This window comes from Pseudanabaena sp. PCC 6802 (assembly GCF_000332175.1).
GTDB lineage: Bacteria > Cyanobacteriota > Cyanobacteriia > Pseudanabaenales > Pseudanabaenaceae > PCC-6802.
Map to the genome: position 1 here is coordinate 3,820,143 of NZ_KB235914.1, position 21,465 is coordinate 3,841,607.

Annotated in this window: 21 protein-coding genes; 6 read left to right on the forward strand and 15 right to left on the reverse strand. The window is 49.6% G+C overall.

Translation table 11 applies throughout. The features are described from left to right. Window positions 1–118 precede the first annotated feature (118 nt). The gene (locus PSE6802_RS0123565) at window positions 119–1,075 is read left to right on the forward strand and encodes a glycosyltransferase family 9 protein (protein ID WP_026103506.1); all 957 of its coding nucleotides are present in this window, start codon (window positions 119–121) and stop codon (window positions 1,073–1,075) included. Window positions 1,076–1,111: 36 nt separating this feature from the next. On the opposite strand, the gene PSE6802_RS0123570 is transcribed toward PSE6802_RS0123565, so the two are convergent. Both PSE6802_RS0123570 and aspS read right to left on the reverse strand, forming a co-directional pair. After that, on the reverse strand, window positions 1,112–2,662 hold the full coding sequence (locus tag PSE6802_RS0123570; protein ID WP_019502497.1) for an AAA family ATPase: 1,551 nt from the start codon (window positions 2,660–2,662) through the stop codon (window positions 1,112–1,114). Between the two features lie 69 nt (window positions 2,663–2,731). After that, entirely contained in the window at window positions 2,732–4,528 is a 1,797-nt protein-coding gene (gene aspS, locus PSE6802_RS0123575) for an aspartate--tRNA ligase (protein WP_019502498.1), read from the reverse strand. Window positions 4,529–4,988: 460 nt separating this feature from the next. Between aspS and PSE6802_RS0123580 the strand changes: the two genes are divergently transcribed. After that, complete coding sequence (locus PSE6802_RS0123580) at window positions 4,989–5,375, forward strand: ComEA family DNA-binding protein (RefSeq protein ID WP_019502499.1); 387 nt, start codon at window positions 4,989–4,991, stop codon at window positions 5,373–5,375. 12 nt (window positions 5,376–5,387) lie between these two features. Further along, a complete protein-coding gene (locus PSE6802_RS0123585; protein ID WP_019502500.1) occupies window positions 5,388–6,335 on the forward strand; it encodes an FTR1 family iron permease in 948 nt (315 codons plus the stop codon). A gap of 99 nt (window positions 6,336–6,434) precedes the next feature. Here the strand turns inward: PSE6802_RS0123585 and PSE6802_RS0123590 are convergent, their stop codons facing one another. From PSE6802_RS0123590 to phnG, 13 genes are all read right to left on the reverse strand, one after another. Next, complete coding sequence (locus tag PSE6802_RS0123590) at window positions 6,435–6,941, reverse strand: hypothetical protein (protein WP_019502501.1); 507 nt, start codon at window positions 6,939–6,941, stop codon at window positions 6,435–6,437. 215 nt (window positions 6,942–7,156) lie between these two features. Beyond that, a complete protein-coding gene (locus PSE6802_RS0123595) occupies window positions 7,157–7,957 on the reverse strand; it encodes a hypothetical protein (RefSeq protein WP_019502502.1) in 801 nt (266 codons plus the stop codon). Window positions 7,958–8,309: 352 nt separating this feature from the next. After that, a complete protein-coding gene (gene gndA, locus PSE6802_RS0123600; RefSeq protein WP_019502503.1) occupies window positions 8,310–9,731 on the reverse strand; it encodes an NADP-dependent phosphogluconate dehydrogenase in 1,422 nt (473 codons plus the stop codon). Window positions 9,732–10,226: 495 nt separating this feature from the next. Next, window positions 10,227–10,769: a phosphonate degradation HD-domain oxygenase gene (locus PSE6802_RS0123605; RefSeq protein WP_019502504.1), complete on the reverse strand. Its 543-nt coding sequence runs from the start codon at window positions 10,767–10,769 to the stop codon at window positions 10,227–10,229. A gap of 19 nt (window positions 10,770–10,788) precedes the next feature. Beyond that, on the reverse strand, window positions 10,789–11,997 hold the full coding sequence (locus tag PSE6802_RS0123610; protein WP_019502505.1) for an alpha-D-ribose 1-methylphosphonate 5-triphosphate diphosphatase: 1,209 nt from the start codon (window positions 11,995–11,997) through the stop codon (window positions 10,789–10,791). A gap of 93 nt (window positions 11,998–12,090) precedes the next feature. Further along, window positions 12,091–13,227 (reverse strand): alpha-D-ribose 1-methylphosphonate 5-triphosphate diphosphatase, encoded by a 1,137-nt coding sequence (locus PSE6802_RS0123615; protein WP_019502506.1) that lies wholly within the window; start codon window positions 13,225–13,227, stop codon window positions 12,091–12,093. Further along, the gene (gene phnL / locus PSE6802_RS0123620; RefSeq protein WP_019502507.1) at window positions 13,224–13,985 is read right to left on the reverse strand and encodes a phosphonate C-P lyase system protein PhnL; all 762 of its coding nucleotides are present in this window, start codon (window positions 13,983–13,985) and stop codon (window positions 13,224–13,226) included. The genes PSE6802_RS0123615 and phnL overlap by 4 nt, the downstream gene beginning before the upstream one ends. A 21-nt stretch (window positions 13,986–14,006) precedes the next feature. Next, window positions 14,007–14,777, reverse strand: coding sequence for a phosphonate C-P lyase system protein PhnK (gene phnK / locus PSE6802_RS0123625; RefSeq protein ID WP_019502508.1), 771 nt, complete (start codon window positions 14,775–14,777; stop codon window positions 14,007–14,009). Continuing rightward, entirely contained in the window at window positions 14,746–15,672 is a 927-nt protein-coding gene (locus tag PSE6802_RS0123630; protein ID WP_019502509.1) for an alpha-D-ribose 1-methylphosphonate 5-phosphate C-P-lyase PhnJ, read from the reverse strand. Before PSE6802_RS0123630 ends, phnK begins: the two co-directional genes overlap by 32 nt. After that, entirely contained in the window at window positions 15,672–16,907 is a 1,236-nt protein-coding gene (locus PSE6802_RS0123635; protein WP_019502510.1) for a carbon-phosphorus lyase complex subunit, read from the reverse strand. The genes PSE6802_RS0123630 and PSE6802_RS0123635 overlap by 1 nt, the downstream gene beginning before the upstream one ends. Before the next feature lie 4 nt (window positions 16,908–16,911). Then, on the reverse strand, window positions 16,912–17,394 hold the full coding sequence (locus tag PSE6802_RS0123640) for a GNAT family N-acetyltransferase (protein WP_019502511.1): 483 nt from the start codon (window positions 17,392–17,394) through the stop codon (window positions 16,912–16,914). After that, the gene (gene phnH, locus PSE6802_RS0123645) at window positions 17,391–18,002 is read right to left on the reverse strand and encodes a phosphonate C-P lyase system protein PhnH (RefSeq protein ID WP_019502512.1); all 612 of its coding nucleotides are present in this window, start codon (window positions 18,000–18,002) and stop codon (window positions 17,391–17,393) included. The genes PSE6802_RS0123640 and phnH overlap by 4 nt, the downstream gene beginning before the upstream one ends. Before the next feature lies 1 nt (window position 18,003). After that, the gene (gene phnG / locus PSE6802_RS0123650; RefSeq protein ID WP_019502513.1) at window positions 18,004–18,483 is read right to left on the reverse strand and encodes a phosphonate C-P lyase system protein PhnG; all 480 of its coding nucleotides are present in this window, start codon (window positions 18,481–18,483) and stop codon (window positions 18,004–18,006) included. 106 nt (window positions 18,484–18,589) lie between these two features. Here phnG and phnF point away from each other — a divergent pair, with 106 nt between their 5' ends. From phnF to phnD, 3 genes are all read left to right on the forward strand, one after another. Continuing rightward, complete coding sequence (gene phnF, locus PSE6802_RS0123655) at window positions 18,590–19,324, forward strand: phosphonate metabolism transcriptional regulator PhnF (RefSeq protein ID WP_019502514.1); 735 nt, start codon at window positions 18,590–18,592, stop codon at window positions 19,322–19,324. A gap of 96 nt (window positions 19,325–19,420) precedes the next feature. Continuing rightward, window positions 19,421–20,212 carry a phosphonate ABC transporter ATP-binding protein gene (gene phnC / locus PSE6802_RS0123660; protein ID WP_019502515.1) on the forward strand — a complete coding sequence of 264 codons (792 nt, stop codon included), beginning with the start codon at window positions 19,421–19,423 and terminating at the stop codon, window positions 20,210–20,212. Between the two features lie 230 nt (window positions 20,213–20,442). Then, window positions 20,443–21,450, forward strand: a complete 1,008-nt coding sequence (gene phnD, locus PSE6802_RS0123665) for a phosphonate ABC transporter substrate-binding protein (protein WP_019502516.1) — start codon at window positions 20,443–20,445, stop codon at window positions 21,448–21,450. Window positions 21,451–21,465: the final 15 nt, after the last annotated feature.

Consider the following 21,465-nt stretch of genomic DNA (forward strand, 5'->3'; position numbering starts at 1 on the left):
ATATTCGCAGCACCCAAAAAGTAATGTCGTGTAGTTACAAATACCCAATATTATCTAGTAGACAATTCACAATAGAAGGTATTATTGCTTAAGTCCAAAAGGAGAACTAACATTTATGATGCGTGTACTGGCATTGGTTCCAGGCGGGATAGGCGATCAGATTTTGTTTTTCCCCACCCTCGATAGCCTTAAACAGCAATATCCACAGGCAAGTATAGATGTTATCGTTGAGCCTCGTTCTGCTGGTGCCTACAGAGTTTGCACGTCAGTCAATAAGATCTGGCAATTTGACTTTAAAGACATGAATAGCTTGGCCGATTGGGGCAATCTGCTAGGTAATATTCGCGATCGCGAGTACGATGCGGTCATTTCCCTCGGCAAGGGTTTTTCTGTAGATTTCTTTCTATGGTTGACAGGTATTCCCAAGAGAATATCGTATGCTAGTGCGGGGAACATGTTTCTCTCGCAGCCCGTATCGCTTAATGAAAGGCAGTATGTAGCCGTTACTTACCACGACCTTTTGAAGGGATTAGACATCAATACTGACTGCCCTCCCATTCAGATCAAGGTTCCCAAGAGCGATCTTGACTGGGCCGCTAAAGAGCAACAGAACCTGGGGATTCAAGGCAGTGGCTATATTCTGCTCCATCCCGGCGTAAGTGCATTCGCTAAGTCAAGAGGAACAGATATTTATCCGGTAGATAACTGGGTGGCGATCGCGCAAGCCATCCAAACCAAGCTGCCCGGTATTCCCATCCTTCTGCTCCAGGAACCGGGCAATCGCGACGTAACAACACAGATTGCCGCGAAACTACCTCAAGCCCTGGCGATCTCTCCACCGGATATCGGTAAGCTCGCTGCGACGATTGCCGCCGCCAATTTACTGCTCTGTACGGATAGTACGCCCATGCACCTCGCAGTAGCAGTAGGAACTAATCTCGTTGCCTTGTTCAGTACTACAGAGCCGGAACGCTTGCTACCCCAAGACAAACGTTTTATGTCGGTTAAAGCTCCAGCAGGTAACCCCCTTAGCGCGATCGCGCCTCAAGAAGTGCTAGCTAAAATATTTCCATAGGGATAGTGCTATCTCTGAACTTTGTCCTAAAACCATTCATCCCCGAATTACAGTAATCTCCCGACCATGAGATGTTTCCGCTGTTTCTGTAGTGGTGCGCTCCTCAATCGGTGGGAGGTGAGATCGGCGATCGAAAATTACCAACCACCCCGATGTTAGCCCCAATCTTCCCAAATAACTATCCAATTGCTCCAGACCTGCTGCTAGAGGATCGGGACGGCGATCGCGCCATACTTTCAGTTCAAGTCCCAATGTCACGTCCCCATAACGCAAACATAGATCCATGCGGTCGGAGCCAATCGCATATTCGCGTTCTAAGGTGCCACCACCATTCACAACTCGATGGAGAAATGCCATTAACACCAAATGGGGGGCAATCTCGTGGTAAGCTGCGCTATTGAGCATAGGTTCGCCATGTTGTCGCCAAAAACGAAGAAAGGATTGAAGTAAGGCTCCAGGATTTAGTTCGCCGTCTGGTTGCAACCAGGTTGGGCTAATCGTTGGCAGGCTATCCTGCGAGCTTTGGGCTAAGGCACGGGGAATGACTTCTCGATAAATTGGATTTGCAATTACCAACCCCCCAAATCCATCTCGCTGGATCAATCCTAAATCGATTAAATAGCGGCGGTCATCATCGGGTGTATCGCCTAAAAGTTGACCTGCAAGAATAGGTTCCACGATCGACTTTACCCTAGGTTCTCGCAGTCGTTCTGCCAGACTATCCAGGTGCGTGTCTTGTCTTTGAATGAGAATCTCTTTGGCTCGATCGATTACTTCTAATGTAACGGGTATCGTGGGATCTGGCACTATAGTTTGCACGGCTTGACGAGCGATCGCATTGACTAACCAAGGTTGCCCTTGTGTCAGTTCATAGGCACGGGCAATCGCTTCTGATGTAAATGACTGTCCCGTATCAGAGGTATGCTGCTGATAGAGTTGCGCTACTTCTACCTCAGTAAAATTCCGCAAGGTGAGCGATTCTACTTTTATATTGAAGGGACTTGAAGTATTCAGGCGATCGCTCTCACTGGTGGCGATTTTGTAGTCCCGCACATCACGCAGACCGACCAGTGCTACGCTTTGAGGAAAGCGATCGGGTCTTTTCCCATAACCATCGCGCAGTTGTCTTAGCACCGATAATAGCGTTTGTCCTTGCAGAGCATCGATTTCGTCAATAAAAACTATTAAAGGGCGAGGACATTTGTTTGACCAGGATCGCAATGCCGATCTAATACCCTGACCTGGTTCTACAGGCTCCCATTGAGGTGGGGCTAGCTCAATGGGGAGAGAGTCCTCCGCATTTTCATACCACGAACGCAAAATCGCCCGTTCGGCTGCGCCAATGTCATCGCCAAAAGGTGCCCCACCTTCAACTGTTACCATCACAGCCGCATACCGTCCTCGTGCCGTTAGCTGTTGCGCCAGAGTAGTTATGGCAGTGGTTTTTCCAGTTTGACGAGGTGCGTGGATGACGAAGTAGCTCTGCTGGTCAATCAGATCCTGCACCTGTGGCAGGCGATCGAGCGGAGCCAGCATGTAATGGATATCAGGCTTACAGGGGCCAGCAGTGTTAAACCAGCGGGACATGGGTAAAAAGGCAATCTTGATGCTTCTATAGTACCTGGTTTACCTGAGATTGCGTTTTCGACATTTTGCCTACTTGCCTTTCTCTTTCTCAGTGGATATCACTTTTACGTGCAGTTCCTTCAATTGGGACTCATCAACCGGGGCGGGAGCATCGGTGAGTAAATCCCTTGCCTGCTGGGTTTTGGGAAATGCGATGACCTCGCGAATGGAATCCGCTCCAGCGAGAAGCATTACCAGTCGATCTAGTCCGTAGGCAATGCCGCCATGCGGTGGCGTGCCGTATTCAAACGCTTCTAGTAAAAAGCCAAATTTCTCCTTTGCTTCTTCTGGCGATAAGCCGATCGCAGCGAATACCTGTTCCTGCACGTCGCGTTGATAAATGCGGAGGGAGCCGCCACCGATTTCGAGACCGTTGTAGACGATATCGTAGGCGATCGCCCTGGTCTCAATTGAGAGCGATTTGCCAGCTAAGTCTTCAGGATTGGGTGCTGTGAAGGGATGGTGAATCGCTTCTAAGCGTTTCTCATCGGCATTCCATTCAAACATGGGGAAGTCAGTAATCCAAAGGATATTAATTTTGTCGGGATCGATGAGGTTCAACTCCTGACCTAGAGCTAAGCGCAGGCGATTGAGCGATTCATTGACGATACCTTTATTGCCAGCCCCGAATAGCAGCAAAGTACCTGGTTCTGCTCCCGTGCGTTGGAATAGTTCAGTTTTTTGTGCGGCAGTGAGATTATCCTTAATCGCGCCGATGGTTTCAATCTCGCCGCCGTCGCGCACGCGGATATAGGCAAGACCCTTAGCACCGTACTGCGCTGCCAGATTTGCCAGGTCGCCGCCGGGCTTAATACGGGTATTGGAAATGGTGCTGTCGCCGCCGGGAATTGGCAGGACTTTGACAATGCCGCCACTGGCGATCGCGCCGGAAAATACCTTAAATCCAGAATTGGCAAATAGATCGGAGACATCGACCAGTTCCAGCCCAAAGCGGGTATCGGGGCGATCGCAACCGTAGCGATCCATTGCCTCCGCGTAGGTCATGCGCGGAAATGGCGGCAGTTCGATCCCCTTAATCTCGCGGAAGATATGCTTGACCAGTTCTTCATTGAGAGCCAGAATCTCTTCTTGAGACATGAAACTCATCTCCATGTCTAGCTGCGTAAATTCCGGCTGGCGATCGGCTCTCAGATCCTCATCGCGGAAGCAGCGGGCAATCTGATAGTAGCGATCGCAACCGCCCACCATCAGCAACTGTTTGAATAGCTGTGGCGACTGGGGCAGCGCGTACCACTGGCCGGGGTTGGTACGACTGGGCACGAGGTAGTCGCGCGCCCCTTCCGGCGTAGCGCGGCAGAGCATGGGGGTTTCGATCTCCATAAAGCCGCACCGATCCTCCAGGTAGCGGCGGATGGTTTTCACGACCCGCGCCCGTAACTGCAAATTGTTTGCCAGCTTTTCGCTGCGCATGTCCAGGTATCGGTACTTGAGCCGTATTTCTTCCCGCACGCTCTCTGTATCGGACAGGACGAAGGGCAGGGTTTTCTGCACGGGATTGAGCAGCTCGATCGACTCGGCGTATACCTCAATTTCGCCAGTGGCAATTTTAGGATTGATCGAATCGGCGGGACGCTGCGTGACCTTCCCGGTCACCCGTATGACATATTCACTGCGCATGTCATTGGCAGTTTCGTAGGAAGCAGGCGTACGACCGATATCGCTGACAACCTGGATGATGCCGGTGCGATCGCGCAGATCTAGAAAAATCACGCCACCTTGATCTCGCTTGCGATTTACCCAACCACAGAGGCTAACGGATTTACCAATATGTTCGGCGTGGAGAAGGCCACAGTAATGGGTACGCATAGGAGTCGGTATCGGGACAGTTAAATATACAGCTTTAAGATTTTAGAATGCCTGGATTGCAATTAGATTATAACTTTCTCGATTTAGTCCCGTCTGTTAGCAATTAGTAGCGCTAGCCCTTAGATCGGTAATTAGATATTAATAATACGCGATGTGCAACTTTCCCCCATTACCCTCACCCTAAATTCCTCTCCCAGGGCGGGAACTGCTCCTAAAGTTGCGATCGCGTCGGGTTACGATAAATCTTGTGCCAAAGCCCCCTCAAGGCAAGCAGAACTTATTACAAAATATTTAAAATAAAGTGACGTATCCTCCCCTATAATGACAATAATTATTACTTAGTGGTTGTCCTTAGACTGCAAAAGTTTATGTCTCGCTTAGCATTAAGCCTCTCTAGTTTGAGGTTAGCTCTAAGAATAACTGAAGTAGTTTGTCAATTGTTTATTTTTAGGACGATCGCGTGGTAAAACAATCGCAATTTTCTTTTCTCCAACTTTCAGTGCCAGGACTTTTAGCTTGTTTAACAATCTTAGGTGGGTGCGCGGACAGTACGACAACCCCAACAGCCACTGCTCCCACACCAGCCAAAACTGAAGCTAGTTCTAAACAGACTGAGAAACCTGCTGCAACTCCCTCTAAGTCGGAGAAGTCAGCCAGGATTAATATCAACAAAGCTCCGATCGCGGAATTGGATAAGTTGGAACTTCCCGGCACAAAGCCATCTCTGTCAGAACGTATCCAAGGTGGCAGACCCTACAGCAACCCTGAAGATATGGTCAAGAAAAAAGTAATTTCCCAAGAGGAGTTTGACCTGATTAAGAATCTAGTTACAACTGAAGAGAAGTAAGTAGGAGTAAAGATGGATTTTAGTGCTGCACTTCCAACCTTCTTGATCGTACTGAGAGAGGGAACAGAAGCTACTTTGATAGTTGGTATAGTTCTGGCTTATTTGAGTAAGGCGAAGCAGTCTTTCTTAAGTAAGTGGGTATGGCTGGGTGTAGCTGCTGGACTGTTTGCCAGTAGCGTGATGGGAGCGATCGCTCAAAAACTAATCGGTGGTTTCAGCGGCACCGTTTATTACTTAACCAAGGGCATCTTCTCCTTAGCTGCGATCTTCATGTTGAGTTGGATGTTGATCTGGATGACCCAACAGGCAAAAACTTTAAGGCAGCAAGTTCAGTCCAACGTCGAACATGCTCTTAGCGATCGCTCTTCAAATAAAGCGGGTTGGGCACTACTTACGCTAATTTTTGTCGCGGTTCTGAGAGAAGGAGCTGAGGCAGTTTTATTTATTGCCGGAGCCTTTAACCCAGATCTAAGCCAGTTCGGTTTGTCTCAGTATGCCCCAGCTATAGGCTGCGCCTTGGGAATTATTGGAGCGGCAGCCGTGGGTCTAGGAGTATTTAAATTTGGATTGAAGCTCAATATTCGTCTATTTTTTCAAGTCTTGGGCGTTATTCTGCTCCTGATCGTATCAGGACTGGTAATAACCTCACTTGCTGCCTTCGATCTAGCAAATACGATTGATAAAGTGAAAGACCCTATTACTGGAGCATATCAGTTTCTCGATCCACCCCAAAAGGTCTTTGGTTGGTTTACCCTGGGACCGCAGATCTTAGATACGTCAGGGTTTCTTCCACAAGATAAAGTCCCTGGCATAATTTTTGCGACGTTGTTTGGCTATTCCGATAAGCTGCACTCAGTTCAGCTAATAGCTTATGCGATCTTCCTTGTAACTACTGGTACTTTGTATTTTCGCTCCCTCTCAGGCAAACAAGTAATCCCAGCTATAGTAAGGTCGAGGTAGACCAGAATTTTTAATAAAAGTAAAAGCTGGGCATGTAAAGTGCCCAGCTTTTATATTTTTTTGAACGATAACCCTGAAATTACAAGAAATTACAACGACTTAATCCAAAAAGCCCATGAGTGAAACAGGATCGTCAATTTCATTAGAGGCAACTGGGCGCGTGCCCATAGAAGAGTAAATTTCGCCAATCTTCAACGTACCTGCCATCACGGGGCGCTCGCCTGCAATGTTAAAAACTTCGCTGACCTTGAGCGTAGCTGCCATGACGGGGCGCTCGCCCGCCGAGTGAAACATTTCGCTGACTTTTTGCTTGCCAGCCGTAATCGGGCGATCGCTACCAGCAATATGAATGATATCGGTAACCTGTAAACCCGTGGTGCCAATGGGACGATTGTTAGGCAGTGGAATACTGGGTTGCAGGAGTTGGATTGCACCTTTCTGCTCTGCAGGCGCTTCAGCTACGGCCACAAGCTCGGTAGCAGAACCGCTGGTATCAGTGGTAGCTACACTAGCTACATCAACTGTTTTTTCTTCACTTTTAGTACTCGTAGTACCAGGGCGACGGTTTTTGCCGTTATCGCCTTTATCAACAGTGCTAGTGCTCATACCTGAATCCCTATGAATTATTAACTTACTTTTACTAACAGCAAACAAAAGTCATAATTTAGTTGCTAATGACCCTTGCTTCATTTTTGCAAAGCTTTAAAAACTATTATAAATGTACAAGCCTATTAATGAGCTATAGATAAAACTAAATAAACCTATAAGTTTTTACATATAGCTTTATGATTTTTAGCAATTGCCAATAGTTTTGGCTCATTCTAATTCTGGGGATGACTATCTTTGTTCAGGAAATCGTAAACGTAATTGCTTAGCTCGCTGGCTTTTGCTTTTGAGAATAGAGGCAAGAGACCTAAGGATATATGCTCGCCAGATCGCATCACCAGGTTTACCTTATAACTGGTTGGATCTGACATTTCGGCTACTCCAACTCCATGGGACTCCAGCCTCAGGAGGTCTGATAGCGGTGCCGACCAAATGCGATCGCCAAATAATCGATGATTTACGACTGAAATGCGATTCCCGGCCCGATTTAAGGTAAGGACTATCCTGCCGTTCAGCAGGATCAGCACGATATTAAAAATACCAGCAACGCACAAAAGCGCTCCTAAGCTATAGCTGATGGCTTGAATGTTTTCCTCTATGTTTAGTTTATTGGTGGCGTTACTCTCCAAAAATCGATCGATCTGCGCCGCTAAAGAGCGCTTTTTTTCAGCATCCGCCATGATTAGCGTTAAGCGAAATTGCCCAGTTTGAGTTTCTAAAACTAAGGGGTTGCCAAAAAATTCGTCAGTGCTACTGTCGTCGAGTTTGGCTCCTTTGAGATCGGATAAAGCCCATTCCTTAGACGAAGAGCCAAATATAAGGTGTTGCTGAAATTGGCATTTTCCCACTCCTGCATCGTTTTTGGTGCATGTAAGCGACATGGAGCGCCCAAAGATGGCGGCGACCAGAATTCCACTGCCGATAAAAGTTATTCCAGCTAACCAATAAGCAATTCCAATAGGCTTAACCTGCAATACTAGCTTTTGCAGGCTTGATTCTAGAACCTTAATTTTCATTTGCTATGCCCATTTGCCAGACCATATACTAGGCAGCATCAAAATAGCAAAAATTTCTGCTAAAGCAAACAATAAGTTAAAACAAGTTACACCAAACCCTGTGCGAACTTGATACGCTGCGATCGCTTCATAATATAGCTATAGCCAATAGGCTTAGGACGGGGTGCAGAGGTGGAATCCCTGCGTGGGGGCGTAGCCCCCACACCCCCTGTCCTAATAGATCTGTCTGCGGCTATATTTGAAAGAGATAGAAAAGCAGCTTGGCATGGCTGCCAAACTGCTCGATTCTTGAGGAGAATTAAGGAAATTGATATAGCCCATCGCAAGTGGCGACAGTATACCGGATTATTTGTTACTTATCTGTCCACTCGGTATGGAAGGAGCCTTCTCGATCTATGCGCTCGTAGGTGTGGGCACCAAAGTAATCGCGCTGAGCTTGGGTGAGGTTCTGCGGCAGGCGATCGCGTCGATAGCTATCGAAATAGTCCAGCGAAGCGCTAAATGCCGGAACGGGAATCCCCAGTTTGGCAGCCGATTGCACCACTAACCGCCAGGCATTCTCTTTGCTGAGGATGGTCTGGGTGAAGTCAGCGTCTACTAGCAGATTCGGAAGTTCGGAGTTGCGTTTAAAGGCTTGCTTAATCTTGTCGAGGAAGACAGCGCGAATAATGCAGCCACCCTTCCAAATCCGAGCTACTTCAGCCAGGTTCAGGCCATACTTATATTCCTTGGAAGCCTTTCCTAGGAGCGCCATGCCCTGTGCGTAGGAACAGATTTTCGAGCAGTAGAGCGCATCCCGCACGGCATTGATAAATTCGGCGCGATCGCCATCATATTTGCCAGTTGTCGTACTGGTCAGGATCTTCGATGCTGCCACGCGCTCTTGCTTATAGGAAGACATCACGCGAGCCGTTACCGCTGCAATCATGGTGGGAATTGGTACGCCCAGGTCAAAGGCAGTTTCTACCGTCCACTTCCCAGTTCCCTTTTGCCCTGCAGCATCGAGGATTTTATCTACCAACGGCTCCCCGGTTTGGTCGTCCATTTTGGTAAAGATGTCAGCCGTAATTTCAATCAAGAAAGATTCTAACTCTGTCTGGTTCCATGCCTTAAATGTTTCGTGCAGTTCTTCTGTCCCCATCCCTACGCCTGTTTTAAGCAGATCGTAGGCTTCAGCGATTAACTGCATATCGCCGTATTCAATGCCGTTGTGCACCATTTTGACGTAGTGACCGGCACTGCCAGGGCCAATATAAGTTACGCAAGGCCCATCATCTACTTGAGCGGCGATTTTGGTCACGATCGCTTCGATCTCTGCATAGGCGGTTTTTTGTCCGCCAGGCATAAGGCTTGGACCATTAAGCGCTCCTTCTTCGCCGCCGCTTACGCCCATACCAATAAACTGGAATTGGGCTTTTTCGAGTTCGATCGTGCGGCGATCGGTATCGGGGAAATGGGAATTTCCACCATCGATAATAATATCGCCAGGTTCCAAGAGCGGCGTCAGTTCGTCAATTACAGCATCCACAGGCGCACCAGCCTTGACCATAATCATGACCTTGCGCGGACGCTCCAGCGATTCCACTAGCTCGGCAATACTATATGCTGGTTTTACGTGTTTCCCAGCGGCACGAGTTGCCATAAACTTGTCGGTCTTATCGCGGCTGCGGTTGTAGACCGCGATGGGGAAGCCATTGCGCTCGATATTCAGCGCCAAATTTTCTCCCATGACAGCGAGACCAATTAAACCAAAGCTTTGTTTATCATTTGCCATAAGCGCGGGTTGAGTCGTTTCTTGGGATCTCCACTACCTTAACCCGACCTAATACGATCCCCCCAGCAGCGCAAGTTTTTATTAAGAATCCTCAATATATTTCTTTACTAATCGATCGAGCGATCGCATTTGCCTTAATTTCATGTCGGTACTTGTATGCCTGCAATGGTGCTCCCATTGCAACCATTTGCTTTGAACACCGCTAGATCTTTATGTAGCTATAGCCAATAGGCTTAGGATGGGTGCAGGGGGTTCATGCCTGCATGTCGGGTAACAGACCCCACACCCCCTCCCTGTAATATAGCGGTTTTCAGATCGGAAAGAGCAGGGGGTTTGGGGGCGTTGCCCCCAAGAAGGGGAGGCAGGGCGGTCTTGGGGGTTCCCCGCTAGAGCCACTGCCGTGTGGAACCCCTTCACCCCATCAATAAAACCCGTTCTCAAGTGAAAACCGCTATAACCGATCTGTCTAGGGCTATATTTCTTTACAAATAGTTTCTAAATGCACCGCTGTAGGACTGGTATGAAGTGTGCCAGGTCAGGAGTATCTAACCCGACTATTTTAGCCCGATCGTCCAACCATCGCAGTCGAACGGCTTCTCGAGCATAAGGTCGATCGATGAATTGCGAAGCCTCTTCTGAAGAAAGTGCACCGCCTTGCAACTCCAGACTTACTTGAGAAGCGCGCGAAAGCGTGGACCAATAGTCAGGATCTGCGGTGCAAAGATAGCGTTTCGCATCTACGTGAAGCCGAATGGGTTCTGTTATTGCGGCACCAAATAATTGCTGGAGCAAAGGCAAGGCTCGGTGTTCGTGGCGATCGTCTATGCCTCGTTTGGCAGCATCGTCTCCGAATTCATGGATGAGGTGCCCTAAATCGTGAAGCAAGCAAGCGGCGATCGCTTCGGGGTTTTGTCCCTCTGCTTCGGCGAGCGTAGCGCATTGCAAGGCGTGTTCGAGTTGGCTGACGGCTTCTAATCCATACATTTGCGAACCTCGCTGCGCAAATAGATCGAGTATCGTTTGCAAGGTGGGTTTCATATTGGAATTCTCCTTAGCGTCAACATAGAGAGGCGTACTGAACGATTGGGCGACCAGCAACGTACACTGCCGCGATCGCGCTCGGCATAGCGTTACCTGGCTGCACTAACAAGAAATCGGCATCGTATGTAGGTGCGATTTTTCCTTTGCGATCGCCCAAGCCACTAGCTACAGCAGGACGACCGGAAACCAATTCCCAAGCTTGCTCGAAGGGCATCAAACCCAGTTCCTGCAACTTGAATGGTGCGTGGAACAGGGATGGGTAATGGTAATCCGAACAAAGGATATCCAGGACACCAGCTCGCAAGGCATCGGCGGCATTCATCCAACCCAGATGAGAGCCGCCGCGCACGAGATTAGGCGCTCCCATCAACACCGCAGCACCGTAGGCGCGGGAATTAGCAGCCAATTCGACTGTGGACGGAAACTCTGCGATCGCCACACCTCGGCTTTGACTCAAAGCTACTTTTTCTTCGCTATCATCATCGTGGGACGCGACGGGAATTCTCAAGCTATGAGCGAGTTCCACTAGTTCCTTAACCTGCTGGTGCCCAGGCTCTCTCTGCAACTCGATGCGAGCGAAAAGCTCGTCTATTTCCTCATCCGTTAGTGACAAGCGTCTCCTCAAACCTTTAAGATGGCGCAGCAATTTCTGGGGATTGCCGGGAGGTGGCAGGTGATCGTTGAGAGATAGCATGTGAACTCTCCCCGATTTCAACCAATCACACAGTTCGTCATAGCAATCGGTATTTGCCAGTTCGTGACGGATATGAATGTAGCTATTACAACGTAAGGTGGATTTGCCCGTATCCAAAATAAAATCAAGTAAATTGCGAGCCATTTCTCGACTGCGCAAACCCGGTTCGTAGGAGTCGGTAATGGAATAGAAAAAGGTAGTGATTCCTGCGGCGATAAGCTGGCGGTCATTTTCCGCGATCGCTAGAGAAATCGGGAAGTTTACGCCAGGACGCGGGGCGATCGCCCGTTCAAAGGCATCGCCGTGGATATCGACGATACCTGGGAGCATTTGCAATCCCTTGGTATTAATTTGGTGGCTGCCATTTGGACTAGAACAGGAATCGATACTAGCAAATTTGCCATCTTCCACCAGAACCGTGGCATCCTTGAGCCATCCGTTTGGGGTCAAAACATCTACTCCTTGAATGGATAACGAGCGATCGTCGAGCTGTTTCGAGCGAGATTGAGCTTCCAGAATTGTTCTTTCCATTAACTTATCTACCTTGCAAATTTAAGGTGTAGGGTGGACAATGCTCACCTTACAGGTTACAGATTGGAGCGTAGAGAATATCTAGAATTCCTGTCAGGCGACGCGATATCCCTGACAGATGGTTACCTTAATTTTGGGTACTACACCGTCATCGCGCACGATCGCCAGATCGGCTCGTTTACCGATTTCCAGGCTACCGCGATCGCCATCCAGTCGAATCGCTTTGGCGGGATTGCTAGTAATGAGATGGATGGTTTCGTAAAGCGGCTTGCCGGTTTTATGCGCGATCGTGAAGGCAGACTGCAGCAAGCTCAGAGGTACGTAATCAGAGGAAACGATATCGGCTAGATCGCTCTCCACTAAGTCCATAGCGGATACGTTCCCAGAATGAGAACCACCTAAAACTAGATTGGGAGCGCCAACCATTACTTGCAGACCGTTGGTATGAGCTTCCTTTGCTGCGATGAAGGTGGTGGGAAACTCGGCGATCGCCGCCCCTTCCTCCAAGGCGATGCGAACGTGTTCCACCGTTTCGTCGTCGTGACTGGCGAGAGGGATTCCTCTCGCTTGGGTCAGGGCTACTAGAGCGCGACGACTGCTCTCAGCATGGCGCTGCTGGTCGTCGAGGCGATCTTGAATGAATCGCTCCATCTCCCCAGGTTTGATGCCGTGCTTGCCGGAGTAATATGCTTTAAACTTGTCTAGATTGACAAATTGGCGCTGTCCTGGCGTGTGATCCATGAGGGAAATTAAAACTAGTAAGGGACTGCTGGCATAGCGTTCGGTAATGTCATAAACGCGGTCGAATCCCAATTCACATCGCAGGTGTAGGCGGTGATCCACACTGAAACCTCCAGCCTGCTGTCGCTTCTGGATTGCATCGATTGCCTCATCGTATTGGTTAAATCGCAGGGATGTGGGCGTAACATCGCCGATTGCGATCGCATCGCAGACGGTCGTGATACCTGCGGCAGCCAACTCGCGATCGTGGTAGATCGCGGCAGCCTCCAGGGGCCAGCGAATGCCGGGACGGGGCGAAATACAGGTTTCCAGGTTGTCGGTATGCAGTTCGACTAAACCGGGCATGAGATAGTCACCGCCACCATTCTGTCCGATCGCCACAACGTCTGGCTGGATGTCGGCGATCGTACCGTCGCGGACGACTAGGGTGCCCAAGATCTCGCGATCGGGTAGCAGGAGCCGATAATTAGTATAAATCTGTTCGTTCATGATTCCGTATATTCGCGATCGATATTATGGCGGGTGAAGGATAAATCCCGGTTACAAAGTCGCGATCGCACTTCTCGATCGTGAAAGATGCCAATCAGCGTGCATCCTCTGGCTTTGCGTTCCTCCAGTAACTCCACGACAACTTCGCAGTTGATGGCATCCAGCGCCGATGTCGGTTCGTCCAACAGTAAAATTGGATAATCCACCACCAGAGCGCGGGCGATATTGACCCGTTGCTTTTCACCTCCCGAAAAAGTAGTGGGAGAAAGTTGCCACAGGCGTTCGGGCAAATTGAGGCGACAAAACAGTTCTCCGACCGTTTTCTCTGCCACCTCTGCTTCTATGCCTAGTTCCAATAAAGGTTCGGCAGCTACTTGCAGGGCAGGCACGCGGGGAATGACGCGCAAAAATTGACTGACATAGCCAATCGTCTTCCTCCGCAATTCCAATAGTTCGTGAGGTTCCAGTTTTGTCAAATCTACCCACTCGCCGTCGCGTTCGATCCAAATTTCACCGCGATCGCAGTGATAATTTCCATACAGGCAGCGCATAAAAGTAGACTTGCCACTGCCTGATGGCCCGGTCAAAGCGATACATTCTCCAGCGTTGGCCGTCAGAGAAACCCCAGATAGGACAAGAAGTTCGGTTCCTCCTTGCTGATGCAGCGTAAAGCTTTTATGCAAGTTGTCAACCTGCAATCTCTTTTGGAAGGTAGGTTGGATAGAAGTATGAATGTCTCGAACATCTGCGATTTTCATGTTTGCGAATTCTCTTCTGGATTAAGGAGTGAGGGTAGCGCTTGCTAAAAGTTGGGTGTAGGGATGCTGGGGATCGTCCAGCACCCGATCGGTCAGCCCTTCTTCCACGACCTGGCTGTTTTTCATTACCAGCAGGCGATGGGCTAAAAGCCTTGCCACTCCAAGATCGTGGGTAACAAGAATGATGCTGAGGTGAAAGGTGCGGACGAGCGATCGCAGTAAATCCAGCAAGCGCGCCTGTACCGATACATCTAATCCTCCGGTTGGTTCGTCCATCAAAACCAGGCGAGGGCGGGTGACCAGGACGCGAGCCAGTTGCAAGCGCTGCTTCATACCTCCCGAAAAAGTTGTAGGGACGTCGTCCATGCGAGATGGATCGATTTCCACCTGTTGCAACCAGTAAGCTGCCTCCTGGCGCATGTTGCCATAGTGTCGCGCTCCCACATCGAGCAGCCGCTCCGCTATATTAGCTCCAGCACTCGCTTTCATCCGCAATCCATCGTGGGGGTTCTGCTGCACAAATCCCCATTCCGTTCTCATCAACCGACGGCGCTGTGGTTCTGGTAATTGGATAATATCTAGTGGCTCTCCATTATTGTTGGTGTAGGAGATCGCGCCCATATCGATCGCGAGTTTGCCCGCGATCGCGTTCAGCAAGGTCGTCTTGCCCGAACCGGACTCGCCGACGATTCCCAACACTTGACCGGGATAAAGGTCGAAAGAGACGCGATCGCACGCCTGAATTGCGCCGTAGGATTTACTAAGATGTCGTACTTTGAGTAGGGGTTGCATGTGACTGCCTTTGATTGCAATAGTCTGTATCCGAGCAAATCCAGAGCCGTCCGCCCCGGTCGTCGATAACCACTTCATCGAGGTAACTTTCCGTTGAACCGCAAAATTCGCAAGCTCGATCCCATCGTTCCACGCTAAAGGGATAGTCTTCAAAATCCAGGCTTTTGACAGGCGTATAGGGAGGGATGGCATAGATGCGTTTCTCTCGCCCAGCCCCAAATAGTTGCAGTGCCGGACTCATGTGCAGTTTAGGATTGTCAAAGCGCGGAATCGGGCTGGGACTCATTAAGTAGCGATCGCCGACGATCGCTGGATAGTCGTAGGCGGTGGCGATATGGCCGTATTGCGTGATGTCTTCGTAAAGCTTGACGTACATCGGCCCGTATTCTTCCAGAGCGTGCATTTTGCGGGTTTCCGCTGCTGACGGTTCCAGCCAGCGCAGTGGTTCGGGGATCGGCACCTGAAACACGATAATCTGTCCCTCTCGCAAAGGTGTTTCGGGAATGCGATGGCGGGTTTGGATTAAGGTCGCAGCTTCGGTCTGCTGCGTGGTTTTTACGTGGCAGACTTTCTTGAAAAAGTTGCGAATGCTTGCGGCATTAGTCGTATCGTCCGCGCCTTGATCGATAACCTTCAAGATATCGTCCTTGCCAATTACGGAAGCCGTCACCTGAATGCCACCCGTGCCCCAGCCATAGGACATGGGCATTTCCCTAGAGGAAAAGGGAATTTGATGGCCGGGGATAGCAACAGCTTTTAAGATGGCGCGACGAATGGAACGCTTGGTTTGCTCGTCTAAGTAAGCGAAATTGAATCCCGTTGAGTGATTCCAATCTTCGGCAAGATAGCCATTACCGTTCAGATCTTTGTTATTGCGGTTCGAGTTTGTCATCATCAATCTTCTCTCTCCCCTCCTGGCAAAATCGGTTCTGCGACTGGAGTACCCGATCCTGTAGTTGAACGATCGAGGCGATCGCCTGAGCATCCCAATATTTCTAGCGAATCGGACGATACTGACATTTCTAATTCTTGGTGACCGTTGGCATTATAACCGTTCGCACTGCCTTTCTCCTGACGCAGTTTGCGAATGAGGTTGAGTTCGGCTTGGAAGTCAATATAGTGCGGCAGTTTCAGGTGCTGGACGAAACCCTGAGCTTCGACATTGTCGGAATGGGACATCACGAACTCAATATTTTGGGCAGGTCCTCGGATCGTTTCGTCAAATTCCTCCGCTCGCAGGGCGCGATCGACCAGTGCCACAGACATGGCTTTGCGTTCGTTATGTCCGAGAACCAGACCGTAACCCCGCGTAAACTGCGGCGGGTTGTCTTTATTACCTTTAAACTGGTTCACCATCTGCACTTCCGTAGCGGTAATTTCACCCACTACAACCTCAAATCCCAATTCCTCCGGACAAATGACAACATCCACTTCACCCATGCGAATTTCACCAGCGAAAGGGTGATTTTTACCATAGCCCCTTTGAGTTGAGTAGGCTAGGGACAGTAGAAATCCCTCGTCGGCGCGGGCGAGATTCTGCAACCGTGCATCTCTGCCAACTGGAAAACTGAGGGGTTGGCGGGTCAGATCGAAGATCGGTGCTGCCTCTTCCAGGCTGGATTCGGCCTGAATCGTTCCTTCACGCTCCAGAATATCTGTGGCATGTGACATGGGCAATAATTCTTCCTCTGCTTCTGGAGCAGACGATGGCGCTTCCTCCTCAGCCATTAATTTGAAGTCCAGCAAGCGGTGGATGTAGTCGAAGGTCGGCCCCAAGCACTGTCCGCCTGGCACGTCCTTAAAAATCGCGGAAATACGACGGCGGACGTGCATTTCTGCCGTATTCAGCGGTTGGCTGTAGTAGAAGCGGGGCAACGTAGTGCGGTAAGCGCGCAACAGGAAAATCGCCTCCACCAGATCGCCCCAGGATTGTTGGATTGCTAAAGCTGCTAGTTCGCGATCGTAGAGACTGCCTTCCGCCATGACGCGATCGACTGCTAGCTTCAGTTGCTGTTCGATCTGCTCTAGAGAAAGTTTTGGAACTGTGGGATCGCCGCGCCGCAGTTGCTGGAGGAGCATTTCCGCATTCTCGATCGCTTTTTCGCCGCCTTTAACCGCTACATAGGCCATGCCATCAGACCTCCATTTTTGTTTTACTGAGAACGCACTTAAAACTCCAACCGTGTTGCTTGAATCCCAGCGATCGGTAGAATTCATGGGCGCGATCGCGTTTCAGATTAGATGAGAGCGCTACTTTATAACATCCCGCTTCGGCACTGAGTTGGATTGCAGCCCGCATCATCGCCGCGCCGATGCCCTGACCGCGCCGATCCGAACGCACCGTCACGGCATCGAGGATGGCATACTTGTGATAGCCGCGATGCATCATGGTGGGAACGTAGAGGAGGCTAAACGTACCGACTGGCCCGCTTTCCTGAAATGCTAGATAGATAAAATAGTTGGGAACCATCGCGATCGCGTCGAATAGTTCTGCGATCGTTTCAGCGGGTAATGGATTCTCTGCATCCATGTCAGCATAAAGTTCCTGAAGGAGAGGCAGATCGGCGGAGGTGGCACAACGAATGTCTAAGGGGATTTCTAAGGCGTTTTTTCTCATGGCGTTCCCTCCAATCTAACTGCTCTAGTTGTGCGTGGCAAGCCGATCGCAGCATCTCCTGTAAAGAAGAAGACATCAATCCCTAATGGATAGGCTTGATGATTTGCTTCCCATTGCTCCCAGAACGCAGCATTAACTTGCGGTCGGACTGCGCGCCGATCCAAAATTCCATACCCTGTAAGCGTTACAGACCGCCCACCTCCCCAACTGGGAATTTGGATTAGTAATGTTGTGGAGGCTTCCGGTTGCTCGTGGGTGCCCCAATTGAAGCGATCGAGTTCGGGCATGGCATCGATCTGTGAAATGACAGCAAAATCAGCGCGATTGGGTTCTGTCGCAAACTGACATCCCGTATGAAACTGCAACCAATTTTTGACTGCTGCCTCAGATGACGGTTGCAGCCAGATCGCTACATCTAAGTCGAACAGCGTTAAGCAAGCAGATGCGCAGGCAGGGGTTAACCCCACAGGTGGGTGGATTTCAGATGCGATCGCGCTGGGTAAACCAGGATGGGCGCAGGCATCGAGCAGCGCTCGAAATGTTTGCTGGGCATCATTGACGGGGTTGGCAAAACCAGGAAGCGATGGAGTAATAAAGGACGCAGTCATCTTAGCTCAACACCTCGCCTCTAAGCATCGTGAAAAAGTTAACTTTAGTCGCTGCCGTTTGGCGATCCCGGATGCCTTTCTGGCGATCGCGCTGTTCTCGGAGTGGGCGAACAACTTCAGCCTGCACTCGATCGTGCCAGTCGGGATGCTGCAAGAGGGCATCGCACAGAGCAGCCAGTTCGGCATGGCGGCGCGATCGCCCTGCCACATAACTGAACCCAGTAATTGCCTCGCGCTCGGGAGAAGGTGCTAACTGGACGGCACAGCGAGCGATTGGCATTTCGCCCAGGTTGAATGCCTGACCGTTCCCGCCTGCTCGACCTCGCACCATTACCAGACCGATTTCCGGCGATCGCAAAAAGCTGTAGTTGGGTATACCCTCCAATTGGCCGACGTGTTGCTCCAGTGTACCGAGAGCAGCTTTTGCCAGGGTTGCCATCCATGCTTGTCGTTCTAGTTGCAGGGTCATTGCGGGTTCCATATGCAACCAAGTTATCTTAAACTAGTCTTAACTTATCTATATGTCTAGACAAATTGGAGCTGAAAATACATTAACCGAACGGTTGGCACTTTGCAACCCCTAATTTATGAACTCTGAAATTACACCGCTGTACGTCCAAATTGCCGCCGAACTGCGGCATAACATTCAGCAAAATGTCTATCGAGTTGGCGAGCAATTACCTACGGAAGCTCAGTTGGCAGAACGGTTTGCCGTCAATCGACATACTCTGAGACAGGCGATCTCCCTGCTGAAAACAGAGGGATTATTGCGGGTAGATCGCGGACGGGGAACTTTTGTAGCTGGCCCCACCATTCGCTATCCGATCGGGCATCGGGTTCGTTATAATGAAGCCCTTAAAGCCCAGGGGCGGCAAGCTAGCTTCCTACTCCTGCGCGCGCTAGAGACTCCAGCGGATACTGCCGTAGCAAAGGGGCTAGAAATCGCACCAGGCGAATCTGTAGCGCTCGTTGAAAGGCTGGGTTTTGCCGATGGCGAACCGATTAGCATCACAACGGGTTATTTTCCCCTCAAGCATTTTCCAAACCTGCTCGATCCATTTAGCCTCGAACAATTGCAAGCTCTTCAATCGCTTTCCAAGTGGTTGCAACAGAATTATGGCTGCGATCATATTCGTCGCTCCACTACAGTTTCCGCCCGCTCGGTTTTGCCGCAAGATGCGCGCTTGCTGCAATTACCGCTCAACCAGCCCGTGCTTTTAGCCGAATCAGTCAATGTTGATCGCGCCGGGAAAGTTATCGAATATGGCGTGACGCGACTGAGAGGCGATCGCGTTGAGTTAGCGTTTGAGAACAGAATTTAACCATAGCTTAAATTTTTGTTTGCCTAAGCCTATCCGTTTCTTAACCTTGAAACTTTAGAGTGAAAGTTATGCAGTTTCTAGGCTAGGAAAATTTCCGTGACCGCAACGATTGAAGTCAGTAACTTGTCCAAAAGTTTTAAAGGCAAACCTGCACTACAGAATATCTCGTGCTTCATCGCACCGGGAGAAATGGTTGCGCTAGTTGGAGCTTCCGGCTCTGGCAAATCCACTCTCTTGCGACACCTAAATGGCTTAGCAACTGCGGACGCTGGGACAGTTTTAGTTTTTGGCATCCCTTTGCAAACGGATGGACGCTATCATTCCAACGTTCGTTCCCTGCGCAGCCAGATTGGGTATATATTTCAGCAGTTCAATCTGGTAAACAGGTTGACGGTTTTGGAAAACGTCCTGATCGGCACTCTGTCCCGGACGAATTGGTGGCGATCGCCGCTACGCCTGTTTGATAAGGAACAGAAGCTGCACGCCCTCTCAGCACTAGAGCGAGTGGGAATTCTGGAACAGGCATATAAACGCTCCTCCCATTTATCAGGAGGGCAACAACAACGGGTAGCGATCGCTCGCTGCCTGGTTCAGGGAGCCATGATTATTCTGGCGGACGAGCCAATTGCTTCTCTAGACCCAGAATCTGCTCGTAAAGTGATGGAATTGCTAGTCGAACTGAATCAAGAACGCGGGATTACCATTGTCAGCGCCCTGCATCAGATTCAATACGTCCGCCATTACTTCAAACGAGCGATCGCGCTCAGAGATGGCGAGATTTCATTTGACGGATTGACCTCCATGTTAAACGATGCCAAGTTGCAAACCCTTTATGGGTTGGCAGCTTCAGAACTCGTGATGTCAGGTCATGGAGAACTCCTAGTCTGAGAACTATAGCGGTTTTCAGATCGGAACAAGTAGGAGGTTTGGGGGCGTTGCCCCCAAGAAGGGGTGGAACCCCTTCACCCCATCAATAAAACCAGTTCTCAATTGAAAAGTGCTATATTCTGAACCTGAAATAAAGATCGGACAATCCGAACTGACGATCGGAATCCAGTTTTTCTCCTCCTACGCGCTTATATTTCTACTGTTTAAGGAATCAATTTAAGGATTTAATCATGAAAAGACGTTCTTTTGTACAGCCAGCTTCTTTATTTGCGCTCTCCCTAGCTGGTACTAAGCTCATCTCGGACTTTTCAACTGGCACTGAAGCAGCAAGCGCGCTGGATATTAAGCAGATCAATTTTGGCATTCTCTCTACAGAATCGCAGGCTAATCTCAGACCTCTGTGGGAGCCATTTATTGCGCAAATGTCAAAATCAATCGGGGTTCCCATCAAGCCTTTCTACGTCACTCAATATGCCGGTGTTATTGAAGCAATGCGTTTTGGTAAAGTACAGGTTGCTTGGTATGGGGGTAAATCCTATATTGAGGCGGCGAGAATTGCCAACGCCGAGGTTTTTGCCCAGGTTGTCAATACCGATGGCACAAAGGGCTACTATTCCCACCTGATTATGAATAAAGCGAATCCCTTAACCACGCAAGCAAAAGCGATGGGTGGGGATAAATTCGTCATCAAAAATGCCTCAAAACTGACATTTGCCTTTAACGATCCTAACTCCACTTCGGGTTTTTTGGTGCCAAGTTATTACATTTTTGCTAAGAATGATGTCGACCCTAAGAAAGCATTTAAGCGACTGGTTTTCGCTGGAAACCACGAGGCAACGGCTTTAGCAGTAGCAAACAACCAGGTTGATGTTTCTACAAACAGTAATGAAATTCTAGAGCGCCTGAAAAAAACTAACTCAAGCGCTCGCCAAAAACTTGAAGTTGTTTGGACTTCTCCCGTTATTCCCAGCGATCCGATCGCCTATCGCAAGGATTTACCAGAGGATCTAAAGAAGAAATTTCGCAACTTCTTCTTCAACTATAAAGACTCCAAGATTCTCACCCCTATGGGTTGGGGAGGCTTTGCTGCTGCTCAGGACAAGACCTGGAACGCAATTCGCGAACTGGACATTGCCAAGCAGGTTCTGGAGATCAAAAACAAAGATAGTTTGAACGAAGCAGACAAGAAAAAGCTTAACGAGTTGAATCGCCAGCTTCAGGCTCTGCAAAGAGGTTAAACCTTTATCTCGATC

What these genes read in the sequence shown, in the direction of transcription:
- PSE6802_RS0123565 (WP_026103506.1), top strand. Translation starts at nt 119, where the DNA reads ATGCGTGTACTGGCATTGGTTCCAGGCGGGATAGGCGATCAGATTTTG.
- PSE6802_RS0123570 (WP_019502497.1), bottom strand. Translation starts at nt 2,662, where the DNA reads ATGTCCCGCTGGTTTAACACTGCTGGCCCCTGTAAGCCTGATATCCAT.
- aspS (WP_019502498.1), bottom strand. Translation starts at nt 4,528, where the DNA reads ATGCGTACCCATTACTGTGGCCTTCTCCACGCCGAACATATTGGTAAA.
- PSE6802_RS0123585 (WP_019502500.1), top strand. Translation starts at nt 5,388, where the DNA reads ATGGATTTTAGTGCTGCACTTCCAACCTTCTTGATCGTACTGAGAGAG.
- PSE6802_RS0123590 (WP_019502501.1), bottom strand. Translation starts at nt 6,941, where the DNA reads ATGAGCACTAGCACTGTTGATAAAGGCGATAACGGCAAAAACCGTCGC.
- PSE6802_RS0123595 (WP_019502502.1), bottom strand. Translation starts at nt 7,957, where the DNA reads ATGAAAATTAAGGTTCTAGAATCAAGCCTGCAAAAGCTAGTATTGCAG.
- gndA (WP_019502503.1), bottom strand. Translation starts at nt 9,731, where the DNA reads ATGGCAAATGATAAACAAAGCTTTGGTTTAATTGGTCTCGCTGTCATG.
- PSE6802_RS0123605 (WP_019502504.1), bottom strand. Translation starts at nt 10,769, where the DNA reads ATGAAACCCACCTTGCAAACGATACTCGATCTATTTGCGCAGCGAGGT.
- PSE6802_RS0123610 (WP_019502505.1), bottom strand. Translation starts at nt 11,997, where the DNA reads ATGGAAAGAACAATTCTGGAAGCTCAATCTCGCTCGAAACAGCTCGAC.
- PSE6802_RS0123615 (WP_019502506.1), bottom strand. Translation starts at nt 13,227, where the DNA reads ATGAACGAACAGATTTATACTAATTATCGGCTCCTGCTACCCGATCGC.
- phnL (WP_019502507.1), bottom strand. Translation starts at nt 13,985, where the DNA reads ATGAAAATCGCAGATGTTCGAGACATTCATACTTCTATCCAACCTACC.
- phnK (WP_019502508.1), bottom strand. Translation starts at nt 14,777, where the DNA reads ATGCAACCCCTACTCAAAGTACGACATCTTAGTAAATCCTACGGCGCA.
- PSE6802_RS0123630 (WP_019502509.1), bottom strand. Translation starts at nt 15,672, where the DNA reads ATGATGACAAACTCGAACCGCAATAACAAAGATCTGAACGGTAATGGC.
- PSE6802_RS0123635 (WP_019502510.1), bottom strand. Translation starts at nt 16,907, where the DNA reads ATGGCCTATGTAGCGGTTAAAGGCGGCGAAAAAGCGATCGAGAATGCG.
- PSE6802_RS0123640 (WP_019502511.1), bottom strand. Translation starts at nt 17,394, where the DNA reads ATGAGAAAAAACGCCTTAGAAATCCCCTTAGACATTCGTTGTGCCACC.
- phnH (WP_019502512.1), bottom strand. Translation starts at nt 18,002, where the DNA reads ATGACTGCGTCCTTTATTACTCCATCGCTTCCTGGTTTTGCCAACCCC.
- phnG (WP_019502513.1), bottom strand. Translation starts at nt 18,483, where the DNA reads ATGGAACCCGCAATGACCCTGCAACTAGAACGACAAGCATGGATGGCA.
- phnF (WP_019502514.1), top strand. Translation starts at nt 18,590, where the DNA reads ATGAACTCTGAAATTACACCGCTGTACGTCCAAATTGCCGCCGAACTG.
- phnD (WP_019502516.1), top strand. Translation starts at nt 20,443, where the DNA reads ATGAAAAGACGTTCTTTTGTACAGCCAGCTTCTTTATTTGCGCTCTCC.